Origin of the sequence: Blautia sp. HCP3S3_D9 (assembly GCF_052063845.1) — a bacterium.
Classification (GTDB): Bacteria; Bacillota; Clostridia; order Lachnospirales; family Lachnospiraceae; genus Blautia_A.
Genome location: NZ_JBQHWS010000236.1, coordinates 1 through 2495, shown reverse-complemented (window position 1 = coordinate 2495; position 2495 = coordinate 1). Strand labels below are relative to the sequence as shown.

The 2495-nt window shown below is 39.4% G+C and carries 2 protein-coding genes; both read right to left on the bottom strand.

Annotated elements, in window-relative coordinates:
- Nucleotides 1-341: 341 nt before the first annotated feature.
- Nucleotides 342-1328, bottom strand: a complete 987-nt coding sequence (locus ACTNES_RS20445; RefSeq protein ID WP_441040531.1) for an extracellular solute-binding protein — start codon at nt 1326-1328, stop codon at nt 342-344.
- Nucleotides 1329-1495: 167 nt separating this feature from the next.
- A complete protein-coding gene (locus tag ACTNES_RS20440) occupies nt 1496-1945 on the bottom strand; it encodes a substrate-binding domain-containing protein (RefSeq protein ID WP_441040530.1) in 450 nt (149 codons plus the stop codon).
- Nucleotides 1946-2495 lie beyond the last annotated feature (550 nt).

Genomic DNA, 2495 nt, shown 5'->3' with positions numbered 1-2495 from the left:
ATCGGTAAGCTGAATGTACAGTTGGAATAGCAACTATTAACGAACCTTGACAGCCTAATAACTGCTTAGAACTTTGCCACGGGGATTTTATACCCTTTTGACAGGTTAATTAAGTGATGTTATAGCTGCATGGATCAATTTTTAGATTCATGGTGCAGTTATCAGTTCAGATACTGTTCCGTGAATAATTCAGGTATAATTTTTTTATTTTCCAATTATATTCCGCATGTTTTTTATATTTTAGTCAGAAACCTTAAAAATTTTACGTTCTTATTTATGTTCTAACCACTTACTGTTCACTATGTTCTCAGTAATTCAAAGCATGTTTTGTCAGCTCATAATTATTCTACAGGAGCTGTAACACCATCTACCAGGTTATCAAGTGCTTCCTGAATTGCATTGTCATCATCTGCGGATAATGTTCCCTGTGCAACCAGTTCACCAAATGTCTGAGCCGAATCCCAGTATTTTCCGCCAACTTTCTGAGCCTGAGCATATTCAGACTGAGCTGAGAGTGCTGCAAGAGCTACATTTTCCTGAACAGAATCAGAAGCTGCTACATTCTTATTGGAAGGACCACTTTCTCTCTGGTCAAAGAACATCTGCTGGGATTCTTCGTTTGTAAAGTACTCAGCAAGAAGAACTGCCCATCCGGAATTCTCGGAATATCCGTTTACACCAACATATTTGTAACCGGCAACAGATCCCTGCTGAACCTGTTTGTCACCAACTGTAAATGTAGGAAGCTTTGTTGCTGCATATCCGTCACCAAATACATCCTGTGCTGTGATCGCATCCCATGTACCGGAAACGCATGCTACCAGATTACCGGATGCAAGTGTCATACCGACTTTCTTTCCGGCCTTATCAGCCGCTTCAAGAAGGCTGTCCCAGCTTGCTGCATCAATAGCACCTTCAACGTTTGCTGCTTTTACATCATCAAGTGTTGTATCTGCAAGCTGAAGTGCTTCCGCATAATCATCAAGTTTCAGAAGTGCTCCTGCTTTTACAAGATCTGTGAGCTGATCATCTGCGAATGCATATACATCTGCACCAGCCTCTACGTCTGTCAGAATAGTATCTTTTGCAGTAGACTCAGATTCTACGCCAATCTGAATATCAAATTTCTGATCTGCATACTTCTCCTGGAATTTATCTGTCAGTTCTTTTAATAAATCCTGGTCTTCTTCAGCTCCCCATACAGTCAGTTTAATTGTCTCATCCTCTGCTGCGCTTACACATACTGTGCAGGAAAGTGCCATAGCTGCTGCCTGCAACGGAACCTCCCATGATACAATATAAAAAGTTCCCTGTTTATTGTTTTCCAATAATACAGAGAACTCTTACGCTCATTTCTAAGTTTTTAACCAAATCAAGTAAGTCCCCTGCTTCAATTGTGAAAAGCAATAAGCAGTGGGTGGGGACTTGCTCATAAAATCTACTTCATTTATCCGCGTGACTTACGCCTCAATTTATTATCAGCAGATGTTCCTTTCTACTGCGTCGATTCACGCAGCACTACCTGATAATTTAATGGCAGTATATCTTCTTCCGGATTCTCTCCAAGAATCTTAAGCAACTTGATACAGGCTATCTTCCCAAGTCTTATTGTATCAAACCGAATACTGGTGATCGGTGGATTATTATATTCCAGATTTTTGCTGTCATACATACTTGCAACTTTTATATCCGCCGGAATCTGTATTTTCTTTTCCCGCAGACTGCTCAGACACATACTGCAGATCACATCATCCATACAGACAATTCCATCTGCCCCTTCCTCGATCAGCTGATTCACCGCCTCAGATACCGCTACCTGATTATCCGCATCCATAAAAATCAGGTGCTCATTTACAGGAACTCCCATCTCCTTATGAGCTTCCAGAAATCCCTGATATCTGCTTTCGGTTACATCGTAAGATTGATTTCCTCCAAGCAGTGCCATTATCTTTTACGCAACCGATTGCCCATCTTGCTTAGATTTAGCATAGCAAATTCCAGTTTCTATGACAAGCCCCAATTTGACCGAAGCTTTACTCATACTTCCATTATATGATGTTAGGGTCAAAAAGTATTTTGCCCCTAACTTGATATCTACGAATTGCTCCGCTGCTTCGCTGCTCCTGCAATTCTCATTATTTTATTTTGATTCTCAAAATAGGTGCTTGATTTTTTGAATATTTGTGGTATAGTATTCGTATACTTAATATATAGTTTTAATTACTACTTGATATTGTTTTTATTTATATTTGCATGTTAAAACCGAATTTCTGTTAAATTTTCTCAGAACTCCGGCAGGTCAGACAGATATTCACAATCTACATTGTTATCTGATCATAATCTCATTAACATACACCCAAATGAATGGAGGCGTTTACTATGAAACTATAAATGAGCAAGTTCGTGATTTTGCATAAAAGAAAGACACCTCGATTCCATGTGTTGTATAATGAAAGTGCCAAAACAAACATTTGCAACATTTACGAAAGAAGGTG